Here is a 23,204-nt window from a genome sequence, read left to right as displayed (position 1 = left end):
TTTTAATGAAAAATGACACGTTAAAAGGGCAACACCGAATCAACGAACAGATTCGCGCCAAAGAAGTACGTATTGTGGGAGATGATATTGAATCGGCGGTATATCCAATCGCGCAGGCTTTGAGACTTGCGGAAGAACATGAAGCCGACTTGGTCGAAATTTCACCTAACGCAGTTCCTCCAGTTTGTCGAATTATAGATTATTCTAAATTCCTCTATCAGCTGAAAAAACGCGCAAAGGAACAGAAAGCTAAACAGGTGAAGGTAAACGTGAAGGAAATCCGTTTCGGACCTCAGACAGACGAACACGATTATAACTTCAAACTGAAACATGCCATCGGCTTCCTGCAGGATGGAGATAAAGTAAAAGCATATGTCTTCTTTAAAGGACGTTCTATTTTGTTTAAGGAACAGGGGGAAGTTCTATTACTTCGCTTTGCCAACGACTTGGAAGACTATGCAAAAGTAGAGCAGATGCCATTACTTGAAGGAAAGAGAATGACCATATCATTGTCTCCGAAGAAAACGGGTACTCCGAAAAAAGTGGCAAAACCAGAACCTGCGAAGGTGGTTGAAACCAAAGAATAAAGAAAAAATGCGTAACGCGCCGGTATAGTGCGTTACCATGTGAATAATAATAATTAAAATTTTAACAAGATGCCAAAGATCAAGACTAACTCCGGTGCTAAAAAAAGATTCGCTCTTACCGGAACAGGTAAAATCAAAAGAAAGCACGCTTTTCACAGTCACATTTTGACTAAGAAGACTAAAAAGCAGAAAAGAAACCTTTGCCACATGGGCTTAGTTGACAATGCTAACTTAGCTCAGGTAAAAGAACTTCTTTGCATGAAGTAATCTTAACAAAAGCGTAAAAACGTATCATTTTAAATTATTAACCGAATGCATTAGCCTCAAGTCCGGTTGAGAATATATCGGCGCTATCATTCAAAAAAGAATTAAAACTATGCCAAGATCAGTAAATCACGTTGCTTCTAGAGCAAGAAGAAAGAAAATTTTAGGTTTAACCAGAGGTTATTTTGGTGCAAGAAAAAACGTTTGGACCGTTGCTAAGAATACTTGGGAAAAAGGTCTGACTTATGCATACCGTGACCGTAAGAACAAAAAACGTAACTTCCGTGCATTGTGGATTCAGCGTATCAACGCAGCTGCTCGTCTGGAAGGTATGTCTTACTCTAAGTTGATGGGTGCATTGCACAAAGCAGGTATTGAAATCAACCGTAAGGTGTTGGCCGATTTAGCTATGAACCACCCAGAAGCTTTCAAGGCTGTGGTTGCTAAAGCTAAAGCTGCTTGATTCGGAAACGGAGATAATGTATAAAGGATGTCATGAAAATGGCATCCTTTTTTTATGCATTTTCTTTGCGGGTTCAAATAATTGTTGTATATTTGTAATACAAAATTGAAGCCGTACTTGCAGAATCGGGAAACTCATCAAATTATAAGAAATACCGAGACACGCTTCTACCTCCAATGGCGGGCCACGCCTTCGGGTAGCATTTATGCCGGTGGATTACAAAGGAGGGGGGCACTCAAAACCTGTCATTCGGAGTTTCGTCACGCCTCGGGTACGGCTTCTCCTTTTTTATAAAAGCGAAGAATCTTGGGTTTAGCAAGTCAAGGTTCTTCGTTTTTTTATGAGGTTACTTTTGGAACATTATTTACTTGGATAATATAGAACTATGAGGAAGCACATTTTAATGTCGTTGTGTGCCGGCTCTCTTTTGCTGGGGGCCTGTGCTGGAAAAGGTGAGCAGAAAATGAGTGGGTCACAAGAACCGGATACTTTATTGATGCTGGTGGGTAGTTATGCAAGTGCCAATCAGGAAGGTGTGAAAGCGTATCGTTTCAATCAGGAGACGGGAGAGGCTGTGCTGGCCAGTACGTTGTCGGGGATTGAGAATCCGTCGTTTTTAGTGCCGACAGAAGACGGTACGCATGTATATGCCGTGGGAGAAACGGAAAAAGGGTTTACCGCTAATGCCCTGGCATTGGATACGTTGACTGCGGGGCTGACGTTGCTGAACAGCCAGTCTACGGGTGGGGCTGCACCGTGTTATATTACGGTGAGTCCGGATGGTAAGTTCGTGTTGACGGCCAATTACATGGGAGCGAATATTACGGTTTTCCCTCGTCTGGCAGATGGAAAGTTAGGAGAGGGGCATGTCATTTCCTTCCAGGGAAAAGGAGCCGATAAGGAACGGCAGAATCAGCCTCATTTGCACTGCGTGTATTTCACTCCCGACGGGAAGCTGCTGTTGGCAAATGATTTAGGCTTGGACCGTATTCATGCTTTCCCAGTAAAACAATTGTCAGGAACAAAAGGGACCGATTTATTGGATGAAGCGGCTGCCTTTGATATTGAGCTGGCCCCAGGTTCAGGTCCGCGTCATACTTGTTTTGACAGGCAGGGAAAGCATGCGTATCTGTTGACGGAATTGTCTGGCGAAGTAGTGGTGTGGACGTATGATGGAAAGGCCCTGACACAGCAGCAAGTCATCAAGGCAGATACGGTGGGGGCGAAAGGTAGTGCGGATATTCATTTGTCGCCCGATGGAAAATTCCTGTATGCTTCCAACCGTCTGCAGGCAGATGGCGTGGCTATTTTCAAGGTTTCTCCTTCCGATGGTACACTGACTAAGGTGGGGTATCAGTTGACGGGCATTCATCCGCGTAATTTTACGATTACACCGAACGGTAAGTATCTGCTGGTAGCTTGTCGGGATACTAACGAGATTCAAGTGTTTGCGCGTGATGCGGAAACCGGTCTTTTGCGGGATACAGGCAAGACCATTCATACCGATAAACCGGTCTGCTTGCAATGGGTTATGAAATAAGTAATTGGACCATAACTTATATACTTATACGGCGGGGAAAGAGAGGCGGAAACAGCTTCCTTTCCCCGCTGTGCTTTGTACGCTGATTTGTCCCCCGTGCAGGCTGATAATCTGTTTACAGAGGGTAAGGCCGATACCGGAACCGTTGTTCTTAGTAGTGAAGAAAGGCACGAAGATACGTTCTGTTACTTCCGGCAACATACCTTCTCCATTATCGCTGATTTCGAAAATGAGTTCCTGGGCATGGGTTTCTACCTGGATGCGGATGTTCGGATGAGAGCGATGGGCACATGCTTCACGGGCATTCTTCAGCAGGTTGATAAATACCTGCTCCATCTGTGTGCGGTCGGCATACCAGGTAAGCTGGGAAGACGGGCATTTATACTGCACTTCCAGTTCCGGATAAAGCCGCTGCAAATCGGCAAGAAATTGTTCCAGTGGGATTTCCGTCTTCATCGGGGCCGAGATGCGGGTCAGTTTCCGGTAATTCTCTACGAACTCCAGCAAGCCTTTTCCCCGGCGGTAGATGACTTGTAGCCCTTGCTGTATGTAGGTATGCGTGCGTGCATCGTCAGGATGCTCCTGGCTTCGTTCGTTCAATGTATCTGCCAGGGAGATAATCGGGGTGATGGAATTCATGATTTCATGCGTCAATACCCGTATCAGTTTCTGCCAGGCTTCCATTTCTTTGTACTCCAATGCGCCGTGGATGTTTTTCAAGCTAATCAGGCGGCAGGTTCGTCCCTGCAGCTGGATGTGCGTGATGGACAGGGAGAGGTCGAAAGTAGCGTTTCCCTTTTGCAGGTGGGCCACCTGCTGGTTTTCCTGAATGGCCGTGCTGATTTCTTCGGGCAGCTGGGGGCAGTGTCCCAATAGTTCGCGGGCCGCCTTGTTCATCCATTCTATCCGGTCGTTCCGGTCGGTGACGAGTACGGCCGTATCTACCTTGTTCAGCAGCATTTCATAGTATTGATGCTTTACCTCCTCATCTACTATACGGGTACGCAGGTTCTTCAGGGCCAGTGAAAGGTCCTCTGCTAACTTCTGTATCTGCGGGTCGGCAAAAGGTGCGCAAACCCGCTGTCCCAAGTCATTCTGTTTCATACACTCCACGAGCCGGTACATGGTTTCAGTCTGCCGGATTTGTATGCGGTACAGGCTGTAACAAATGCCCACGAGCAACAATCCGCAGATGATGGTACAGAACCACAGTCCATGCAGTACGGCTAAAACACCTGCGGTAATCAGAGCTGTCAGTCCCAGGATGTGCAGTATCAGGTAATATCCATACGTTTTCATAAGCCCCATTTTTCCAGTTTCCGATAAAGTGCAAAACGTGTAATTCCTAACAGTTCGGCGGCCTTGCTCATGTTTCCTGCGCTCACTTTCAAGGCCCGTTCGATGGCATTCTTTTCCAGTTTCTCCAAATTGAGTTCCTCCGTCAGCGCAGGCTGGTGAGCGGCGGTATTCCCTTGTGGAAACAAGAAATCATCCGGTTTCAGGAGTCCGTTTTCGCTCAGGATGACGGCACGCTCTACGGTGTGCTGCAACTCACGCACATTACCCGGCCATTCATATTTCAACAGCTTGTTTTTCGCTTCGCGTGTCAGTCCCTTGATTTCCTTGCGGTATTTCCGGTTGTACTGATTCAGGAAGTGCGTGGCTAACAGCAGAATATCTTCTCCACGTTCCCGCAAAGGAGGGATGTGGAGTTCCACGGTATTGATGCGGTACAATAAATCCTGACGGAATTTTCCTTCTGCCACCAACTGATGTAGGTTGGCATTGGTGGCACAAATCAGCCGGACATCGATGTGTATCGGATTGACTGCTCCCAGTCGGGTGATGCACTGCTTTTCAATGGCCGTCAGCAACTTGGCCTGCATGGGCAGGGACAGGTTACCGATTTCATCCAGAAACAGCGTACCCCCTGAAGCCGTTTCCATTCTTCCCGGCTTGGCTTTTCGGGCATCCGTAAAGGCCCCCTTTTCGTACCCGAAGAGCTCACTCTCGAACAACTGCTCCGGAATACTTCCCAAGTCGATGGGAATAAAGACCTGTTCCCGGCGGGGAGAGAAGAAGCGCAGCATGCGTGCGGCCAGATCCTTTCCGGTACCGTTTTCTCCCAGTATGAGCAAGTTGGCATCCGTATCGGAAAGCTTGTAGATGGTTTCTTTTACCTTCTGCATGGCGGGGGAGTTGCCAATCAGTTCCGGAATGCGGTCGTCTCCCTTCAGGGCCTGTACCTCATTCTGCAACCGTCCTACTTCCTGGCGTGAGCGGCTGAGTTTGACGGCAGCCGACAATGTAGCCAACAGCTTTTCCTTCTCCCATGGTTTGGAAATAAAATCAGTTGCCCCGGCTTTAATGGCCTGCACCGCCTTTCCCGTGTCTGCGTAGGCCGTCATGAACACCACTACCGCTTGCGGGTCGATACGGAGGATTTGCTTCAGGTAGTCAAATCCTTCCTGCCCACTGATGGCATCCCGCTGGAAATTCATGTCGAGCAGAATCACGTCGGGATGGAAGGTGGTCATGAAATGTTCAATCCGTGTAGGCTGTGTGGTCACTCGAATCTGCTCCATATAAGGCTCTAACAGCAGGTTCAAGGCGAAGAGCACGTCTTCGTTATCGTCAATGATGAGTATTTTTCCTCTTTCTTCCATACAATATCAAGGTGTCTTTCGCAAAGATAATGCTTTTTTGCATGTGCTGTATGTGCATTTTCGCACGCTTTTTGTGCGGATTCGCACACGAAATGAATTTGTTCGATTTTCCTATCTTGTACATAATCAGCGTGTTATCTGAATGGTACGATTTTTGGATATAAAAAAGCAGATAACTATGCGTATGAAGATGGGAAACAAGATACTGTGGCTTATGAGTTGCCTGCTTTTCTGCGGGCAAGTTGTGTGGGGAGAGAAGCTGACACTACAAGAGGCTATTCAGTTGGCGCAGGCCAGCTCTCCAGAGGCAGAAGCTGCCCGGCATACTTACCGGGCAGCTTACTGGAGTTACCGTTCGTTTCGGGCAGACTACCTGCCTGAGGTAAGCTTGTCTGCATCGCCTTATCTGAACCGGCAGATTAATAAGGTAACTCAGCCCGACGGTACGGAACTGTTTCTCCGCCAGAACCAGCTGGCTACCGACCTGACGCTTTCCGTCAGCCAGAACGTCTGGTTTACGGGAGGTAACTTGTTCATGCAGACCGCTGCCCAGCGTATGGATGAACTGGGCGAGAAAAGCACGGCTTATAACACCCAGCCTTTCACGGTAGGTTACCGTCAGTCGCTCTTTGGTTATAACTCCTTGAAGTGGAACCGCCGCATTGAGCCCGTCTGTTTTCAGGAAGCCAAGAAAACATATAGTGAGACGCTGGAGCTGATTGCTTCGAAAACATGCGAGTTGTTTTTTGCACTGGCATCTGCCCAGTCCGACTTGGAGATTGCCCGGGCCAACTATGCTTCCGCCGACACCTTGTATCGCTATGCCCGCGGACGGTATCGCATCGGCAGCATTACGGAGAACGAGATGTTGCAGCTGGAAGTGAACAAACTGACCGAGGAAACCAACCTGATGAAAGCCCGTATCAGTGTGGAAGACGCCATGCTTACGTTCCGTTCTTTCTTAGGTATCCGGGAGGAGGAAGAGATAGAGGTAGTTCCGCATGACAGTGTGCCGGATTTTGAAGTGCCTTTGGACAAAGCGCTGGAACAGGCCCATTTTCACAGTCCGGAAATCGAGACTTACCGGCGGATGCAGTTGGAGAGTCGCAGCCAGTTGGCCTCTGCTCGTGCCAGTCGGGGACTAAAGGCGGATTTGTACCTCCAGTTCGGACTTTCGCAGACCGCTGCCCGTCTTCGGGACTCTTATCGTGACCCGCTCGACCAGCAGTACGTGAGCCTGTCCGTAGTGATTCCGATACTGGACTGGGGGAGAGGCAAAGGAAAAGTGCGTGTGGCCAAATCGAACATCGAGCTGGTCAATACCCAGGTGGAACAGGGCATGAATGATTTTGAACTGAACGTGCGGCAGATGGTACGGCAGTTTAATCTTCAGGCACGGCAGGTGGAAGTAGCTTCCCGTACCGACGAAACAGCCCGCCGACGGTATGAAGTGGCACTCCGCCTTTACCTGATGGGCAAATCGTCGGTGCTCGATTTGAATGCGGCCACCACCGAGAAAGATACCTCCCGGCGCAATTATATTGAGGCCTTGAAAACCTACTGGATGCTGTATTACGGACTCCGCAGCCTGACGCAATATGATTTTTACCGGAATTGTCCGCTGACTGAAACTTTACCTGAAATATAACACAAACCGATTATGGATATACAATTGAAAAAGAAACCCTGGTACGTTCGCTATCGTCTTTATCTGGCGGGCGGCGTACTCTTGCTGGCCGGACTGATTTATGTGATTATACTGGCTTCCGGTCCCCAGCGTTTACGCATTGATGCGGACTCTGTGCAACTGGCCGAGGTGAAGCAGGCCCCTTTCCGTGAATACGTGGACGTGGAAGGAGTGGTGCATCCCATCCTGACCTTGATGGTCAATGCCCGCGAGTCGGGTAATGTAGCCCGCATCGTAGCCGAGGAAGGAAGCCTTTTACAGCAGGGAGATACCATCTTGCTGCTGACCAATCCGGACCTGTTGCGCGAGATAGACGACCAGCGGGATGAATGGGAGAAACAACGCATCTCTTATCAGGAGAAGGCCCTTGAGATGGAACAGAAAAGTCTGACCTTGAAACAACAGACACTGGAGGCTGCTTACGAGTTGAACAAGATACGGAAAAGCTTTGCACTGGAGCAGGAAGAATACCGCATGGGCATCCGCAGCAAGGCGCAGTTAGAAGTGTCGGAAGATGAGTACCGCTATAAAACGGCTTCTACCCAGCTGAAGATGCAGAGTCTGCAGAGCGATTCAGCCATGACGGTCATTCGCAGAGAACTGTTGCGTAACGACCGGGAACGGGAACAGAAGAAGCTGGAACGTTCTTTGCAGCGGATGGAAGAGCTGGTGGTACGTGCACCGACCGATGGGCAGCTCAGTTTTGTGAAGGTCACATTAGGCCAGCAGGTGGCAGCCGGAGAGAATCTGGCGGAAGTGAAAGTGATGTCGCAGTTCAAGGTGCATGCTTCCCTGAGCGAATACTACGTAGACCGGGTGACGGTAGGTCTGCCGGCATCCGTGACTTATCAGGGAAAACGCTATGCCTTGAAAGTCAGCAAGGTGGTGCCGGAGGTGAAAGACCGCACCTTTGATGTGGACTTAGTCTTTACGGGAGAAATGCCCGAAAACGTCCGTCTGGGAAAGAGCTTCCGGGTACAGATTGAGTTAGGGCAACCGGAACAAGCCTTGGTAATTCCGCGCGGTAATTTCTATTCGCAGACCGGCGGGCAGTGGATTTACAAACTCAATGCCGACAAGACCCGGGCGAGAAGGGTTCCGGTGGTAATCGGGCGTCAGAACCCCCTGCAATACGAAATAACCGAAGGTTTGCAGCCCGGCGATTGGGTGATTACCACAGGATATGATAACTTTGGCGACGCGGAAGAGCTGGTGTTTAAGTGAATGAACCAGATGCTTTCACCTGATTCCAGTACTTCCCCGAAAGTACCGGAGTACTGCCTAAGAAGTACTGTAGTACTTTCAGGGAAGTACTGGAGTACTGCAAAGGAAGTACTGAGAACGCTTAAAGTGAAGAATTACAGAAAGTTGGGAAATTAATAGTGAATGACATCAGTGTCTCGTTAAAATCGGGACATTGGAATTGGAAATTGAAGGCAATATAATGTGGTATTAAAAATACCTGATTTTATAATTATTGACACTAATGAGTGAAAAGATATGATTGTACATTATCTGAAAATAGCCTGGCGTAACTTGCTGAAATACCGTATGCAGAGTGTGGTCAGTATTTTAGGACTGGCTGTGGGCTTGGCATGCTTTGCCCTTTCTGCCTTCTGGATACATTATGAGATGACGTACGATACGTTTCATCGTGATGCAGACCGCCTGTATCTGGTTGGAGTGAATGACGATAGTTTCGGCGGGTCTTCCGCGAGCTTCACGCCTTATGCCTTGGGACGTTACCTGAAGGAACATTATTCGGAAATTGAAGATTACTGTTTGTTTGAGGCAGAAACTTTTTTTGTGTTGAAAGACAACCGGATGCTGGAGTTGCCCATGCTTCTGCCCGATACTACCGCTTTGCGTATGCTGGACTTCCGTACCTTGGAGGGGGATGAAAGTTTTCTTCGTGCCGGTACCACAGATAACCGTATTGCCATTACGGAGAAGGCCGCAAAACAGCTGTTTGGCACTACGGATGTGATTGGACAAACCGTGACCAATGCCAACTGGAACAAGGAATATACCATTGGCGCTGTAGTGAGCGACTGGGGAGTGCACACCAATTTCCCGTACGCCTTTCTGGGCAACGGAAGCGGACGGACAGGCTGGGACGATTACACCTACCGGACACTAGTCAAAGTGAAACCAGGTACGGATGTCTCCCGATTGCTGGAGAAGATGAATGCCCACTTCCCCGAAGAACTGACCAAAAGCAGGTATCAGGAGAACACGGGACTGACACGTTTCTATCTGGAGCCGCTGACGGGTCTTCGTGCCACGGAAGGTTTCATCCTTAAAAACAACCAGACGGTGCAGTTCCGTTATATCACCTGGTTTGCTGCTGTAGGTGGACTTATTATCGTTTGTGCTTTTATCAATTACCTGACAATCTACATCGACCGTTTCCGTACGCGCAAAAGAGAAATGGTGTTGCGGCAGGTTTGTGGGGCAGGACTGCGTTCGTTGGTTACTTTGCTTTGTATTGATTTTCTGCTGACAGTCCTGGCGGCCTTGGTCGTGGGGATGGTATTGGTAGAGTTGCTGATGCCGATTTTCCTCCGATATTCTCTGATTCAGGATGCCGACTTTTCGAACTACCGTTCAATCTTGTTCTACATTCTGTCGGTATCGGTAGTCATGATGGCTATCGTAGTGCTGTGGGTATGGCTGTTTCAAAAGCGGTCATTGCATGGAAATATGCATACGGGCAATGCGCTTTCGGGTATCGCTTGGCGGAAGGGAAGTGTCATTCTTCAGCTGACAGTCTGTATGGCTTTCATCTTCTGTACGGTGGCTATGCAGCTGCAACTGCACCATTTGCGGAATGTGGATACAGGCATGGACTATCGCGGACGGGCAGCCGTCAGCATTTGGATGAATGTGGACATGAACGTATGGGCCGAGAAAATCAAGGCCTTGCCGATGGTGACGGAAGTGATACGTCCGGTTTACTGGCCGTTGTTGGGTATGGGAGCTTATTCATCGTCTTTAATAGATGAAGGAACAGGTATGGAAGCCCGTTTGAAGAACCCTTTGTCTTTTGATGAAGTGTTGGCTGGTGAAGACTTCTTCCGTTTTTACGGTATGCAACTGTTGGCAGGCGAATGGGTGTCGGAAAAGTCGGATTATCGGCAGGTAAACATTCTGGAAAGTACGGCTCGCCGGATGGGTTGGACTCCTGAAGAAGCTGTAGGCAAGCAGCTGTTTTTTGTTGATCGCAAGACAGAGCCGATGACCGTTATCGGGGTGGTGAAAGACTGTGCTTATAAATCGCCTACTGAGAAACTTCCCTGCACGATGTTTGTCAACACCGATCAGGTAAAGTGGATGCACGCCCGTTGCTTCGTACTCTTCAAATACCGTCCGGGAACGTGGGACGAATGTCGCCGTCGCATTGAAGAGATGCAGCGTGCCGAACTGCCCGACCGCAAGCTCTTTCTCTATAGTGAAGAAGAACGTTACAACGATTATCTGAAGTCGGAAGATGCCTTGTCGTCATTGCTTGGGTTCTCATCGCTGGTGTGTATCTTCATTTCGATATTCGGTATCTACTCGTTAGTGACATTAGCATGCGAGTGGCGCCGCAAGGAGATAGCTATCCGTAAGGTAAACGGAGCTACGGTGAGGAATATCCTTACGCTGTTTTTCAGAGAATATGCTTTGCTGCTGGTCGTTTCTTCGCTGATTGCCTTCCCAGCTGCCTGGTGGGTGATGAGACGTTGGATAGAACATTATAACCGTCAGGTGGAAATCGGATTCTTTCCATTTCTGCTGATTTTTGTCGGCGTTGCTCTTTGCGTGGCGGCTTGTATTGGGCATCGCATTTGGAAAACGGCAAATGAGAATCCGGCAGAGGTGATAAAGAGTGAATGATATAAAAGAATGATATAGAAATAAGAAAAGAAAACAATATGAACACACTACGCTATGCATTACGTTTCCTGTTCCGTGCATGGACGTACACACTGATTAATCTGTTGGGGCTGGCATTCAGTCTGGCCTGCTGCATCATTTTGCTTCGATACATCCATCGGGAACTGACGGTCGATGTGCATGGACAGGATCTGTCAACTATTGTGGTGCCGCTTCGGGACATTGAGGGGACGGTATATCCAGGGGAGAATCCGATGCAGGAGAGTAATGGAGTTTTAGCTCTTGACCAGAAATGGATACGTGAACAGTGCCGGGTTGTGGAGGAGGAGAACGCCTCCATTCTTTCCGGTGACCGGGCTTTTCAGTCGGACTTGCTTGCAGTAGATTCCACATTCTTTCATTTCTTTTCCTATCAGGTGGTGGAAGGAAGTCTGGCTCTGTCTCGTCCGGATGTGGCGATTCTGACCGATAGGTATGCCCGCAGGATTTTTGGAAAGGAATCGCCCATCGGAAAAAAACTGATGTACGGCAAGTGGATGCTGACAGTGGCAGGAGTGCTGAAAGAACCAGTCTGCAAGACTACATGGAACTTTGATTTGTTGGTATCGCGTCAACTGAAACCTAACTGGGGCAAGCTGAATATCGAATTGATGAGGGTGGATCCGCATCTGAACTTGGAGGAAGTAAACAAGCAAACGAATGTGTATCGGAAGTGCTCTTATGATGAACGTTCCTTGTGCCGGTATAGATACATAGGCTGGAAAGATTTCTATTTTGAATCTTCCATAGCCGATAAATACAATCGAATCTTCCAGTTTGGCAACCGGAATTATGTGTATATTTTGTTGGGTGTGGACATCTTCTTGTTTTTAATAGGCATTTTGAGTTTCGTCAATTTGTATTCCGTCACCATGCTGAAGCGTACAAGGATGTACGGTCTGAAGAAAGTGTTTGGCATATCCCGTGGCAGGCTCTTTGTCGAGATGTACCTGGAGAATCTGCTGATGATGGCTGGGGCAATCTTGTTGGCTTGGGGAATCATAGAACTTTCTTCCCGTTATATCACCCACCTGTTTGGAGAATCTGTGCCGGGCACCTTTTTTGACTGGGTACTGACGGGGAGTCTGCTGGTTGTGCTACCTTTGTTGGCCTCTTTCGTTTTTTATGTACGCTACGGACTGAAGAATCCAGTCAGTTGCATGCGCTTCTATCAGGCCGGAAAGAGCAAGTCGGTCTATCGTCAGGTCTTTCTGTTTATACAGTATGCCATTACCATGTTGCTGATGATACTTGCCTTCTACTTCCAGCACCACTTTGATTTTCTGATGCATACTTCTCATGGTTATACTACACAGGGAATTTTGTCTGCCGATTTGTATCGGGAGAATAGCTATAGTGCTTACGAAAGTCTTACATCCGAGCAACAGCAAAGGCAATGGGCCTGCCGGGAGGCCATTAATCAGAAACTGGATGAGTGTCCTTTCATAGAAAGTTGGATGACTTCACCCCGGGACTTCCTGCGTGGTTATTTTACAGATATAATCAATGACAAAGGAGAGAAGTTTCCTTTGTACGTCATGTTTACTTCAACGGATTTCATGAAGATGTTAGGATTGAAAGTGAAGGAAGGACAGATAGGTGACATTGATTCGTATGAGCATTATCAGATTGCTTTGAATGAGACTGCCATGAAGACTTTGGGGTATGATACCTTGGAAAAAGCGGCTGTGCGGAGTGTTTCGCCATTATGGATTGCCATGGTGCAAGGAAAGGTGATGGAATACGGCACGTCCATGATGCAGGTAAATGCGGTGGTAAAAGATTTCTTCCCGCAACGACTTACCGATGGTGTTCCTCCGATGCTGCTGGTCATTTCCTCCAATTCATTGGGGGCTGCATTGATAAAAGCGGTACCCGGCAGAGAGAAAGAGCTTGTGCCATACTTGAAAAAGATAGAGCAGGAAGTGTATCACACGGATGATTTTACTTATCAGTGGATGGATGATAAAGTGGCAGAAATGTATAAGGACGACGAACGGACGTCCGATATTTATACCTTGTTCTCGTATATGGCTATTTGGGTTTCCTGCTTGGGCTTGTTGGGCATTTCCTTATTTGAGATTCGTCGCCGTTATCGGGAAATTGCCATTCGGAAAGTAAATGGAGCTACACGCCGCGATTTGTACTTTTTGTTGGGACGCAGGTATCTTTTGGTTCAGTTGCTTGCTTTTGTGGTAGCGGCTCCTGTGGCTTGGCTGGTGATTCAGCATTACACTGCCACTTTTGTGGAAAAAGCTCCAGTCACTGTCGGCTTGTTCCTGATACCCTTCCTGGTGGTAATGGTATTGTCAGTTCTCACGCTGTACTGGCAGGTGAACAAAGCCTCCCGCATCAACCCGAGTGAAGTAATGAAAAGTGAATAATAAAAAAGACAAATTTATATGAACACACTACGCTATGCATTACGTTTCCTGCTCCGTGCACGGACGTACACACTGATTAATCTGTTGGGGCTGGCATTCAGTCTGGCCTGCTGCATCATTTTGCTTCGATACATCCATCGGGAACTGACGGTCGATACCCATTGTGTGGACCGGGAAAATGTGTATGTGTCTCGTTGTCAGATTGGCGAGAACGATGCATTGGTTTCTTCCACATTGAATGGTGATACGCTGGCTGTAGACCCGTCACTGGTCATGCAACGTTCACGGGTCACACTGCTGGATCATGACATGATACGTTACAAGGACAATCGTTTGCAGGTGAATATGATAGTGGCCGATACGACCTTTCTGAAACTGTTCCGTTATCAGCTGTTACAAGGAGAGTATTCCCTTTCAAAGCCAGGGATGGCCTTGTTGAGTGAGCACCTGGCACATAAGTTGTTTGGTAAGCAGAATCCCATTGGAGAGACCTTTGTCCTGTCTACCGGGAAATCAGTGACGGTATCCGGAATCTTCGCTACTCCGGAAAATAAGTCTATCTTGCAGGTAGATGCCATTCTTTCTGAAATGCCGGGAGCACTTTGGGAAAGAATGCCCATGGAGTTTGTCCGTTTTGTGCCAGGAGCGGATATTCAGAAATTAAATGAGGCTGGTAAAATCTTGCGTCCTACGCAGGTGGGAGACGGCAGCATGTACACTTTCTCCCTCCTGTCACTGAAGGATGTATATTGGGAGTCACGCTTGTTGTACCGCACTTCTCCTACGATGTGTGTGTCGGGCAACCGGGCTCAGTTGTATGTCTTGTCGGCCATGTGTATCTTTATATTCTTTATCGGTCTGCTTAATTACATCAATTTGTATGCGGTGCTGTTGGGCAAGCGATTACGGATTTATCTACTTCATCGGGTGTGGGGAGCAGGCTTCCGTCCTCTCTTCATGTTGGTGTACTGGGAGAATCTGGTGCTGTCGGTCTTGTCGTTGTTGCTGGCCTGGACAGTGGTGGAACTTGCTCAACCTTTTGTCAACCGTTTGTTTGACACGGTGTTTACCATAGGGACATTTGATGTATGGGTATCATTGTCTCTTTTGGTGTGGTTGCCGTTGCTCATATCATTATGCACGGTAGTTCGGTGCTGGAAATCCCCGTTGGGTATGTCGCTGGTTCGTTCGGGGAATGACCGGAAGTCAATACGCTTGCGTCAGGGATTCCTGTTCGTGCAATATACGGTAACCATTGTACTGGTTGTCCTTGCCTTGTTCTTCCATCGTCATCTCAACTTGCTGTTGAATACTCCATCGGGATTTCAGGTGGAAAATGTGATTCATGCCAACTTAGTGTATGAGTCGACTGACTATGCCTCTTATACCGATGAATCGATACAGGCCCGGAAGCAGCGGGTTGCGCAGATTGATGAGGCGTTGAGTAAATGTCCAGACATTTCATGTTGGACAGCTGGTTTGTATTCCATTTTGGATTTCGACTATACGGCGGAGTTTCAGAATGCGAAAGGAGAAACCGTTTCATTGAATCAGAATTTTGCCACTCCCGAATTCTTTACCTTGTTCAATTTGAAGCTTGTGGAAGGGAAACTGCCCGTTGAAGAAGACGGGTTTGTGGTGAATCGGGCGGCTTTACGGTCTTTGGGATACACCTCTTTAGAGGGAGCCACCGTGTTGGACCTCCGTATGAAAGAATTTGTTCCGGATTTGCAGGCCCGTCCCATTGTGGGAGTGATAGAGGATTATTATAGCGGACATATCTCCAAAGGAGTACGTCCCATGCTGTTCATGGTTTCTCCTACTATGCGGGGAGACGTGTATCAGATAGCATGTCAGCCGGGCAAACTTTCTCAGGTGATAGATTATCTGAGGAAGCTGGAAAGGGAAGTATATGGCACGGAAAACTTTCAGTATTCGTTACTGAAGGATGATGTGCAGAAGTTGTATAAATCCGATCAGCAGGTAGCTACCATTTACTCGGCTTTTGCCTTTATTGCCATTGTCATTTCCTGCCTGGGCTTGTTGGGTATTTACTTGTTCGACATCCGCCAGCGTTATCGGGAGATTGCCATCCGCAAGGTGAACGGTGCCATGCTGAAAGACCTGTATGTGCTGTTGCTCCGTCGTTACGTGGGGATGCTGTTGCTGGCAGCCATGGTGGCAGTGCCGCTGGCTTGGCTGGCCATCCATTATTATACTGCCGATTTGGTGGTGAAGGCTTCGGTGACGGTCGGTCTGTTCCTGGCAGCCTTCCTGATAGTGGCAGTGATTTCCGTGGCTACGTTGCTTTGGCAGGTGAACAAGGCTTCCCGCATCAACCCGAGTGAAGTAATGAAAAGTGAATAATAAAAGAATGAACTTATAATGATTGCACATTATTTGAAAGTAGCTTTCCGCAATTTGTGGAAATACAAGACACAGCATCTGATTGCGTTGGTCGGAGTGGGAGTGGCCTTGCTGTGTTTCAGCATTTGTTTGTATTTAGTCCGTTATGCTTTCAGTATGAATCATTGTTTTGCAAACTATGAACGGATTGCCGAACTCAATATTCGTGACATGAAAGAAGGGAAGGTGTTGAATTATACTCCTGCGACGTTGGCCGAGGAACTGCGTCTTCAAAAGCCGGATGGGATTGAGGCATTATGTGTGGTGGATTATTCACCGATAGAACGGCCTTTCAACGTGGAGATGCCCGACGGGAAGCAGTTACCTTATACCTTTTTCGTGGCAGAGACGGATTCTTCCTTTTTTCAAGTATTGACTCCTAAGATTTTGTGCGGTTCGGCTGAAGTGAGCAAGATGATGCCAAATTCATTGGTCGTGAGTGAGAGCATGGCACGCCGGGTATATGGGGATATTCGCCAGGCGGTAGGAAAACAGCTGGTACTGATGCGCCGGTTGTACACTTCGCCGGATTCTACTCCACGTACCGGTGGAACGGTTTATACCATTCAGGCAGTGATTGAGGATATTCCAGAGAACAATAGTATTGCTTTTATGGAGCATCTGGATATGTTTTCCCTCAACGATTCGGAAGGAATCATCCAGAATGATGCTCGTTATGCCATTATCAGTTCCTTTACGTATGCGTTGCTGCGTGAGGGTTTTACTCCGGAGCAACTCAATGAGTGGTTTTATTGTAGTGAACAGACGCATCGGATGCATGATACAAGCTTTGCGGTGGAAGCTCATCCGATGGGAGATAGGGGCTGGAATGGGGGACTGCTTCGTACGATGGTATGGACTACGATGGTAGCCGGGGTATTGATTTTGCTGGTGGCCTTGCTCAATTTCTTTCATCTGCTCGTGGGGTCTTTTCTTACTCGTATGCGTGAATTCAGTATCCGGCGAGTGGCGGGAGTGTCCGGAGACAGTCTTTTCGTCCAACTGTTTACACAGTCTGCCTTGTTGGTTTTGCTGGCCGGCCTGTTGACCGGTGTCTGCATCGAGGTGATGGCTCCCTGGTTGAGACTGGAAATGGCCGGATTGTATTTGCAGTTTGACGCTTCTCTGCTGATGGTACAGAGCCTTGAGTATCTGGCTGGTTTGTTGGGAGTATGTGCTTGGGTGTGTGGAATAGTCGTGTGGAAGGTACGTCGCATGCAGGTGCATGCAGGGGTGACTGGCGGTGTGCACCGGGGAGGAAAGAGACGACTGCGGAATCTGTTGTTGGGAGTGCAGTTGTTCATCTGTTGGGTTTTTATCTCACTGGCAGCGGCACTTTATCTGCAATCGGATAAAACGGGACGTACCTTGTTCGGGACATTGAGCTTGGAGGAGAAAGAGCAGATTTTGAGCATTCCGATGGATTTTTCCTTTATGAACGCCGTGCAGAAGCAGGATTTGATACATCAGTTTAAAAACTTGTCGGGAGTCGAAGAGGTACTTCCGGCCGACATCAATTATTTGGGAGGTGTTTCCGGTACGGGTATGTATACGGAGAAAGATAATAAAGGCAGTTATGTGGATGTAAATGTGATGCGTATAACTTCCGGTTTCTTTCGTTTCATGCACATTCCGATGCGGTCGGGACATACGCCGCGTGAATCGTCCGATTTGGTGATAGACGAGGCATTATCTCATCGTCTCGGAACGGACATCATGGGGAAACCGCTTTATAATTTTGACGGAGATGCCTACACGGTTAAAGGAGTGTGCCAGACATTTGTGTCCAGTGTGTATTATGATAGTGAAGGATTTATATTCCTCCTGAGCGGGTTCGATGATTATTGTGGGCATTGCTATATAAAATGTAAGGAAGGACAGGCGGAAACCGTCTCTCAGGAGGTCCGGAAGATACTGAAAAAGACGTTGCCGGAAAGTGTGGAAGTGAAGGTAAGCACGTTCATGGACGACATCCGTGAGTCACAGGCGCTTGAGTTCAAGCTCCGCGGAATTGTATTGTTCTTTTCGGTAGTGGTGCTGGTGATTTCGTTGTTGGGCGTGTATTCAGCCGTGACCATCGACACGGAATATCGGCGGAAGGAGATGGCTATCCGAAAGATTAACGGTGCCGGAATGCGTCAGATAGTCTGGCTGTTTGCCCGACTTTATGTTACTTTACTGACGGTGACGGCTGTGTTGGGATTTGCGTTGGTTGAATTCTTGTTGAGGCAGTTTAGTACCTTGTATACGGTGTTCTTCCAGCATGGGGTGGCTTTCTATTTTTGCCTCTTCCTGAGTGTCTCCTTGTTCGTCGCCCTTACGGTAGCTTTCCGTATTTGGCAGGTATCCCGAGTGAATCCGGCAGAAGAAATCAAGCGGGAGTGATATAAATGTAGTATAATAACCTAAATTTGAAAATATCCATGAGAAAACAAGTATTAGCCTGTCTGCTCTTAGGTGCATTGGGGGCACAGGCACAAGAGAAATTTGTGGTGGAAGGTCAGTTGAAGAATATTCCCGACGGAACCGTGTTCTATTTGATGAAGCAAGAGGGTAACGTGGGGAGTATGGCAGCTACCGATACGCTGCAGAACGGGACATTCCGTTTTGAGCTGACTACCGCCGGAAACGAGCTGGGAGGTTATGGCTTGATGGCACGTGATGATACGAAATTCCCACCCATGTTGCTTGAACTATGGGTAAATCCTGGCAGTCATCTGCTCATACAAGGAGAGAATCCTTATATTTACTCCTGGAAAGTAGAGAGCGATGTCAAGGAGCAGCAATTCCAGCAGCAGCTGATACAGGCTTCCCATAAGGAATGGGAGGAGTTTCAGCGGTTGACCATGCAAGAATTTGCACTGATGAGGTCGGCTGCGCAGGGAGGAAATAAAGAACAGGCCCGTGCGCAAGCAGACAGTCTGCAACAGCTGACAGAGAAGTTGAGTGATCAGATTGCCCAGCATAATATTGCGATTATGAAACAGTCGCCGGTCAATGCAGCCTGGATGGGCGAATTGCATCGGATGGGGATGTCGGTTAAGTTCCGTAAAGATTATCCGTATAAAAAAGAAGTGCAGCAGTTGTACAACCTGCTGGATGACGCACAGAAAGAAACGTCCATAGGGAAGAGTGTGTATCTGGCCTTGAATCCGCCGACTGTAGTGAAAGTGGGCGAGGAAGCTGCCGATGCGGATATGTACGACTTGGAAGGAAAGGTTCATCGCCTGGCTGAGTTTCGCGGAAAATACGTCTTACTGGACTTCTGGAGTCGGGGATGCGGTCCTTGCATCATGTCGCAACCGGAACTGAAGGAAATCAGTGAAATGTACAAGGACAGCCTGGAGGTGATCAGCCTGAGCATTGAGAACCGGAAGGGATGGGAAGAGGCTTCTAAATCGCATGCCATGACCTGGAATAATTGGAACGATTTGGAAGAGAACAACGGACTGTATGCCCGTTATGGCGTCAGAGGAATTCCCCATTTTGTATTGATTTCTCCGGAAGGAAAGGTGGTTGACAGCTGGAGTGGATATGCAAAAGGTTGGCTGAAACTGAAAATTAAAGGCTCGATGGCTCCCAAACAGCCGATGCGTATCGAATGGAAAGACGGTCACAAACTGGTGCATCATCCGCGGAAGAAAACAGAAAAAATGGAGGTGCTGACCATCCGTCAGGTGGAGCTGACCGACTCGGCTACGGTGCTTCGCGTGCATGCACGGTATATTCCAAATTATTGGATTCGGCTGGACAAAGCGACTTTTTTGATGTCGGACAAGGGGGTGAACTATCCGCTTCTGCGCAGTGAAGGTTTTGCGATAGGCGAGCAGGTGTTTATGCCTGATAGCGGAGAAATGGATTTCACGCTCTATTTTGCTCCGCTGCCGAAAGATACCCGCTGGTTTGACTTTTCGGAAGGCGGGCACGTGGAAGGGGGATACTATATCGAAGGCATCCGTCTGACAGAATAAGAAATGAACTAAAAAACGATGTGTTATGATATTGAATGTAGTATTGAAAATGATTTTGCGAAGCTGGTGGCGTAACAAGGTGTTTTTCCTTGTTTCAGTAGCCAGTCTGGCATTGGGATTGGCTTGCACCAACCTGCTGATGACATACTTCGTGCACGAGCATGGGTTGGAAGGACGTAATCCGGACCGTGACCGCATGTTTTTTCTGCGGCAGGATGACCCGATGACGGAGGGGAAACGAGTGGCCTTTGCCGGCGCAGAGATTCCTCCGCAGCTGAAGCAAAGCTATGCCGAGGTAGAGAACTTTCTTCGGTTAGGGAAACTGGATTTGCTTTACTGCAAGGTGAACGAGCAGAAGGTGGAAGGTGATTTTAAGATGTTGTCGGCCGATACGACCTTGACGAGCTTTTTTGATTACCGTACGGAAGAAGGTAGTTTAAGTCAGGTACTCTGTCAGCCGGGGAAGGTGGCGTTGAGTGAGGCTTGTGCCCGTCGCCTTTTCGGAGGGAAACAAGCGGTAGGAAAGCAGGTGGAGGTACATTTCCGCTTTGGAGAGGTTCGTACGTACGAAGTGGCGGCAGTACTTAAGGAGCGTGAACAATCGCTTCTGCAGTTTGACATGCTGATAGCACACGACCCTGATTTCTTCTGGGGTGGACTTACACTGCTGAAGCTGACTCCGGGTACGGATGCGGGTCACTTGGCCGATAAACTGAATGAGGACAAGGTACCTACACTGATGCCTGGTCAGACGAAATATTACTTAGATCCGCTGGACGCCATTTGTTTCACTACTCCTGATGATTCCTCTCAGCAGACGCTCGATTTCGTCAGTCAGACACCCGTGCAGACTCTCTATATCAGTCTGCTGGCAGCCGTGCTGATACTAATCATTGCTTGCTGCAACTATACTAACATGAGTTTGAGCCGCTTGCTGCAACAGCTGCGTATGATTCATGTGGAGAAATTGATGGGGGCTACCTTGCGCAATATCCGTCTGCAACTTTTTGGGGATGCTTTCCTGACGGTGGTGTTGGCATTCGGCTTGTCCATTCTGTTGGTCAACGACTGTCTGTCACTGTTTAATGACTTGTTGGGTTCGCGGTTAACCATGACGTTCTTCTTCAGTAGTCAGATGTTACCGTGGTTGCTGTTATTCATTCTGTTGATGTCGGTAATACCGGCGTGGTATATCAGCTGTCGTCTGTCACGCTTGTCGTTCACGGAGTACCGTACCCTTTACAGTGGCCGGCGCAAACAGTGCTTTGTGGCGGTACTGGTAACGGTGCAGTTCGTGATTTCCATCGGATTGTTATTAGCTACGCTGACGGCACGCAACCAGATGGAGCTGACCCGCCAGCGGGCTTCGCGTTACGAGGGCTGCATTGAGATAGGGGATGCCTTTGGTGCTCCGTTGGCTCCCTTCAAGGCAGAACTGGAGAAACGGGTGAAAGGAATTGAATCCATGACACTTTCCAAGGCTTCGGTGCTCAATGCCTGGATACGTCAGTTGAACGTGCAGCGTCCCGGTGGGAAGGAAGTGCGTACCAATCTGCTGACATTGGAAGGCGACTCCACCTTGTTGCGCACCTTGCGCATTGAACAGTTGAGTGGAGAATCTCCTTCTCGTCTGTTGGAGCGTCAGGCATCTCCTGTACTGGTGAACGAGAGTTTTGTCCGCTTGTTAGTACCTGCGGGTACGGAGGTCGTGGGGCATGCCTTGCGCGAGTTCGATACGGAGGCAAAAGACAGTCTGGCTGTAATCGCAGGTGTGGTTCGTGACTTTTCCGTCAATTCGCTGGAAGAAGCGGTAACACCTCTTGTCATCACGCTGTTGTCGGCAAGTGACTTGCAGAAAGGATTCTATTTGCAACTGCGTCTTCGTCTGGAAAACCGTGAAGAGACCTTGCAGCAGATAGAAGCCGTATGGAATGAAATGAATCCTAACCAACCTTTCGGTTATGCAGATATGCACCGGGATTTTATGGCACGTAACGGGAAAGTGCTTTCTTTGTCGCATATCCTGACTTTCTATGCCGTAATTGGGTTGTTGCTGACAGGTTTCGGATTGTTTGGTATCGCCTGGTATGCCACCCGACAGCGGATACGCGAAATCAGTATCCGCAAGGTGCATGGAGCAACACGGGCGCAGATTATCTGGCTGCTTAACAAGCCGTTCTGTATCTATGCTGTAGTAGCGTATGTAGTGGCTATGCCTGTCGGCTGGTGGTTCATGCTGCATTGGCTGGAGCAGTTTGCTTACCGTGCCCCGCTTTCAATTGGTATCTTTGTATGGCCGTTGCTGGTGGTGTGGGGCATCTCGGCGGTCATTGTCTGCCTGCAGGGTTGGATATTGAGTCGGGTAAATCCGGTAGAATGTATAAAACAAGAGTAATATCATTAAAATAAAATTTTGAAGTATGATTAAGACAGAAAATTTACAGAAAGTATTCCGCACAGATGAAGTGGAAACTTGGGCATTGAATAATGTAAGTATCGAAGTGAAGGAAGGAGAGTTCGTGGCTGTCATGGGCCCTTCAGGTTGTGGAAAATCTACCTTGCTGAATATCTTGGGACTGCTGGACAATCCTACGGGAGGCAAGTATTTCCTGAACGGAACAGAAGTGGGTGGCTATACTGAATCGCAGCGTACTTCCTTGCGTAAGGGAGTGATTGGTTTCGTATTCCAGAGCTTCAACCTGATTGACGAGTTGAACGTGTTTGAGAACATCGAACTGCCCTTGCTGTATTTGGGCGTACCTTCGGCAGAACGTAAGCGGAAAGTGGAGGCTGCCATGGAACGGATGGGGATTACACATCGTGCCAAGCACTTCCCGCAGCAGTTGTCGGGTGGACAACAGCAACGTGTGGCTATTGCCCGTGCCGTAGTCTCAGGACCGAAGCTGATTTTGGCCGATGAGCCTACCGGTAACCTGGATTCCAAGAACGGACGGGAAGTGATGGAGTTGCTTACCGAGCTGCATAAGGAAGGCACCACCATTGTGATGGTGACTCACTCGCAGCATGATGCCGGCTTTGCCGACCGCGTCATTAATCTCTTCGACGGACAGGTGGTAACGGAAGTGAACCTTTAAAAATAAGGTTTAGGCTTGTTTCTTAAACTGGCCGGGCGACATTCCGCAGTAACGTTTGAAAAACTTGCTGAAAGAAGCCTGGTCAGGGACACTCAGTAAATAGTATAAAATTAGCCAACTAATTCATACAAAAAGTATTGCGAATTAGTTGGCTTTTTTGTATCTTTAGGTATTCCCCCGAAAATAAGGTTTGGCAGCCAAAACGGGGGAAATACTCCGACTA

Annotated in this window: 15 protein-coding genes; 13 read left to right on the top strand and 2 right to left on the bottom strand. The window is 48.3% G+C overall.

Annotated features, from left to right (window positions below):
• Positions 1 to 5 precede the first annotated feature (5 nt).
• From infC to ACMJ0U_RS03610, 4 genes are all read left to right on the top strand, one after another.
• Positions 6 to 587: a translation initiation factor IF-3 gene (gene infC, locus ACMJ0U_RS03625; RefSeq protein WP_417128239.1), complete on the top strand. Its 582-nt coding sequence runs from the start codon at positions 6 to 8 to the stop codon at positions 585 to 587.
• 69 nt (positions 588 to 656) lie between these two features.
• Positions 657 to 854, top strand: coding sequence for a 50S ribosomal protein L35 (gene rpmI, locus ACMJ0U_RS03620; protein ID WP_007560375.1), 198 nt, complete (start codon positions 657 to 659; stop codon positions 852 to 854).
• Positions 855 to 963: 109 nt separating this feature from the next.
• Positions 964 to 1,314, top strand: a complete 351-nt coding sequence (gene rplT, locus ACMJ0U_RS03615; RefSeq protein ID WP_007560377.1) for a 50S ribosomal protein L20 — start codon at positions 964 to 966, stop codon at positions 1,312 to 1,314.
• A 385-nt stretch (positions 1,315 to 1,699) separates the two neighbouring features.
• Positions 1,700 to 2,854 (top strand): lactonase family protein, encoded by a 1,155-nt coding sequence (locus tag ACMJ0U_RS03610; RefSeq protein WP_417128235.1) that lies wholly within the window; start codon positions 1,700 to 1,702, stop codon positions 2,852 to 2,854.
• A gap of 24 nt (positions 2,855 to 2,878) precedes the next feature.
• Here the strand turns inward: ACMJ0U_RS03610 and ACMJ0U_RS03605 are convergent, their stop codons facing one another.
• Entirely contained in the window at positions 2,879 to 4,153 is a 1,275-nt protein-coding gene (locus ACMJ0U_RS03605; RefSeq protein ID WP_417128233.1) for a sensor histidine kinase, read from the bottom strand.
• Complete coding sequence (locus ACMJ0U_RS03600) at positions 4,150 to 5,520, bottom strand: sigma-54-dependent transcriptional regulator (RefSeq protein WP_417128232.1); 1,371 nt, start codon at positions 5,518 to 5,520, stop codon at positions 4,150 to 4,152. The genes ACMJ0U_RS03605 and ACMJ0U_RS03600 overlap by 4 nt, the downstream gene beginning before the upstream one ends.
• Before the next feature lie 214 nt (positions 5,521 to 5,734).
• On the opposite strand from ACMJ0U_RS03600, the gene ACMJ0U_RS03595 reads away from it, so the two are divergent.
• The 9 genes from ACMJ0U_RS03595 (at position 5,735) to ACMJ0U_RS03555 (ending at position 22,981) form a co-directional block, all read left to right on the top strand.
• Entirely contained in the window at positions 5,735 to 7,168 is a 1,434-nt protein-coding gene (locus ACMJ0U_RS03595; RefSeq protein ID WP_417128237.1) for a TolC family protein, read from the top strand.
• Positions 7,169 to 7,180: 12 nt separating this feature from the next.
• Positions 7,181 to 8,431 carry an efflux RND transporter periplasmic adaptor subunit gene (locus tag ACMJ0U_RS03590; protein ID WP_007560389.1) on the top strand — a complete coding sequence of 417 codons (1,251 nt, stop codon included), beginning with the start codon at positions 7,181 to 7,183 and terminating at the stop codon, positions 8,429 to 8,431.
• A gap of 276 nt (positions 8,432 to 8,707) precedes the next feature.
• On the top strand, positions 8,708 to 11,086 hold the full coding sequence (locus tag ACMJ0U_RS03585; protein ID WP_417128231.1) for an ABC transporter permease: 2,379 nt from the start codon (positions 8,708 to 8,710) through the stop codon (positions 11,084 to 11,086).
• A gap of 38 nt (positions 11,087 to 11,124) precedes the next feature.
• Entirely contained in the window at positions 11,125 to 13,509 is a 2,385-nt protein-coding gene (locus tag ACMJ0U_RS03580; protein WP_417128230.1) for an ABC transporter permease, read from the top strand.
• Between the two features lie 18 nt (positions 13,510 to 13,527).
• Positions 13,528 to 15,876, top strand: a complete 2,349-nt coding sequence (locus tag ACMJ0U_RS03575) for an ABC transporter permease (RefSeq protein ID WP_417128228.1) — start codon at positions 13,528 to 13,530, stop codon at positions 15,874 to 15,876.
• A gap of 18 nt (positions 15,877 to 15,894) precedes the next feature.
• Positions 15,895 to 18,300 (top strand): ABC transporter permease, encoded by a 2,406-nt coding sequence (locus ACMJ0U_RS03570; RefSeq protein WP_417128227.1) that lies wholly within the window; start codon positions 15,895 to 15,897, stop codon positions 18,298 to 18,300.
• Positions 18,301 to 18,338: 38 nt separating this feature from the next.
• On the top strand, positions 18,339 to 19,886 hold the full coding sequence (locus ACMJ0U_RS03565; protein ID WP_417128226.1) for a thioredoxin-like domain-containing protein: 1,548 nt from the start codon (positions 18,339 to 18,341) through the stop codon (positions 19,884 to 19,886).
• 25 nt (positions 19,887 to 19,911) lie between these two features.
• On the top strand, positions 19,912 to 22,281 hold the full coding sequence (locus ACMJ0U_RS03560; RefSeq protein ID WP_417128224.1) for an ABC transporter permease: 2,370 nt from the start codon (positions 19,912 to 19,914) through the stop codon (positions 22,279 to 22,281).
• 25 nt (positions 22,282 to 22,306) lie between these two features.
• Positions 22,307 to 22,981 carry an ABC transporter ATP-binding protein gene (locus ACMJ0U_RS03555; RefSeq protein ID WP_304152701.1) on the top strand — a complete coding sequence of 225 codons (675 nt, stop codon included), beginning with the start codon at positions 22,307 to 22,309 and terminating at the stop codon, positions 22,979 to 22,981.
• Positions 22,982 to 23,204 lie beyond the last annotated feature (223 nt).

Origin of the sequence: Phocaeicola sp., from assembly GCF_048170425.1 — a bacterium.
Classification (GTDB): Bacteria; Bacteroidota; Bacteroidia; order Bacteroidales; family Bacteroidaceae; genus Phocaeicola.
Note: the sequence above shows the minus strand (reverse complement) of the source record. Positions and strands in the feature narration are given on the sequence as shown.

What these genes read in the sequence shown, in the direction of transcription:
- ACMJ0U_RS03605 (WP_417128233.1), bottom strand. Translation starts at nt 4,153, where the DNA reads ATGAAAACGTATGGATATTACCTGATACTGCACATCCTGGGACTGACA.
- ACMJ0U_RS03580 (WP_417128230.1), top strand. Translation starts at nt 11,125, where the DNA reads ATGAACACACTACGCTATGCATTACGTTTCCTGTTCCGTGCATGGACG.
- ACMJ0U_RS03565 (WP_417128226.1), top strand. Translation starts at nt 18,339, where the DNA reads ATGAGAAAACAAGTATTAGCCTGTCTGCTCTTAGGTGCATTGGGGGCA.
- ACMJ0U_RS03555 (WP_304152701.1), top strand. Translation starts at nt 22,307, where the DNA reads ATGATTAAGACAGAAAATTTACAGAAAGTATTCCGCACAGATGAAGTG.
- rplT (WP_007560377.1), top strand. Translation starts at nt 964, where the DNA reads ATGCCAAGATCAGTAAATCACGTTGCTTCTAGAGCAAGAAGAAAGAAA.
- rpmI (WP_007560375.1), top strand. Translation starts at nt 657, where the DNA reads ATGCCAAAGATCAAGACTAACTCCGGTGCTAAAAAAAGATTCGCTCTT.
- infC (WP_417128239.1), top strand. Translation starts at nt 6, where the DNA reads ATGAAAAATGACACGTTAAAAGGGCAACACCGAATCAACGAACAGATT.
- ACMJ0U_RS03575 (WP_417128228.1), top strand. Translation starts at nt 13,528, where the DNA reads ATGAACACACTACGCTATGCATTACGTTTCCTGCTCCGTGCACGGACG.
- ACMJ0U_RS03600 (WP_417128232.1), bottom strand. Translation starts at nt 5,520, where the DNA reads ATGGAAGAAAGAGGAAAAATACTCATCATTGACGATAACGAAGACGTG.
- ACMJ0U_RS03585 (WP_417128231.1), top strand. Translation starts at nt 8,708, where the DNA reads ATGATTGTACATTATCTGAAAATAGCCTGGCGTAACTTGCTGAAATAC.
- ACMJ0U_RS03595 (WP_417128237.1), top strand. Translation starts at nt 5,735, where the DNA reads ATGAGTTGCCTGCTTTTCTGCGGGCAAGTTGTGTGGGGAGAGAAGCTG.
- ACMJ0U_RS03610 (WP_417128235.1), top strand. Translation starts at nt 1,700, where the DNA reads ATGAGGAAGCACATTTTAATGTCGTTGTGTGCCGGCTCTCTTTTGCTG.
- ACMJ0U_RS03570 (WP_417128227.1), top strand. Translation starts at nt 15,895, where the DNA reads ATGATTGCACATTATTTGAAAGTAGCTTTCCGCAATTTGTGGAAATAC.
- ACMJ0U_RS03590 (WP_007560389.1), top strand. Translation starts at nt 7,181, where the DNA reads ATGGATATACAATTGAAAAAGAAACCCTGGTACGTTCGCTATCGTCTT.
- ACMJ0U_RS03560 (WP_417128224.1), top strand. Translation starts at nt 19,912, where the DNA reads ATGATATTGAATGTAGTATTGAAAATGATTTTGCGAAGCTGGTGGCGT.